The 574-nt window shown below is 50.9% G+C and carries 1 pseudogene; it reads right to left on the minus strand.

Annotated elements, in window-relative coordinates:
• A pseudogene (locus tag HMPREF9018_RS02765) lies at positions 1–553 on the minus strand (RHS repeat-associated core domain-containing protein); the annotation flags it as partial.
• Positions 554–574: the final 21 nt, after the last annotated feature.

Below are 574 nucleotides of genomic sequence, written 5' to 3' on the forward strand. Positions count from 1 at the left end.
CCGGATGGTCGGGATAGTTGATAGCCGTCAGACGTCCGTAATCGTACTCGTAATTGATGGTCTTGCCCTCTTTTTTGAGGTTAGCTGTCTGCTTGGTGAGTACATTACCGAGATTGTCATAGGTAAATGTGGTGATACCGCTGGCAGGATGATTGACCTCCGTGCGACGGTCGCCCATATCATAGACGGATGTCGTTACGTTGCCCTCGGTGTCTGTTACCTTGACGAGGCGGTCTATCCCATCATACTCGAAAGAAGTGGTAATGATACCGTCAGGTCCGCTGAGTTGCTCGGTCTTCACGGTCTTGCCACTACCATCGGTATAGGTTGCCTGACGATTACCCAACGCATCAGTAACAGTCGTTACGAGTGCATTGCTACCTGCGTCCGTAGAGTACTCCGTCTTGGTCTCAGCATTGTCTGGAAGCGTTACTTTCATAGCACGGTCAAGCACGTCATAAACCGTTACGGTTGGCGACACGTTGTCAAAAGCCTTGTTGAAAGCGGTCTTGTTTCCCACTGCTTCGGTTACAGGGTAGTAGGCCTTTGCCACACGACCGAAAGCGTCATAGAC

The organism is Prevotella amnii CRIS 21A-A (assembly GCF_000177355.1).
Taxonomy (GTDB): domain Bacteria; phylum Bacteroidota; class Bacteroidia; order Bacteroidales; family Bacteroidaceae; genus Prevotella; species Prevotella amnii.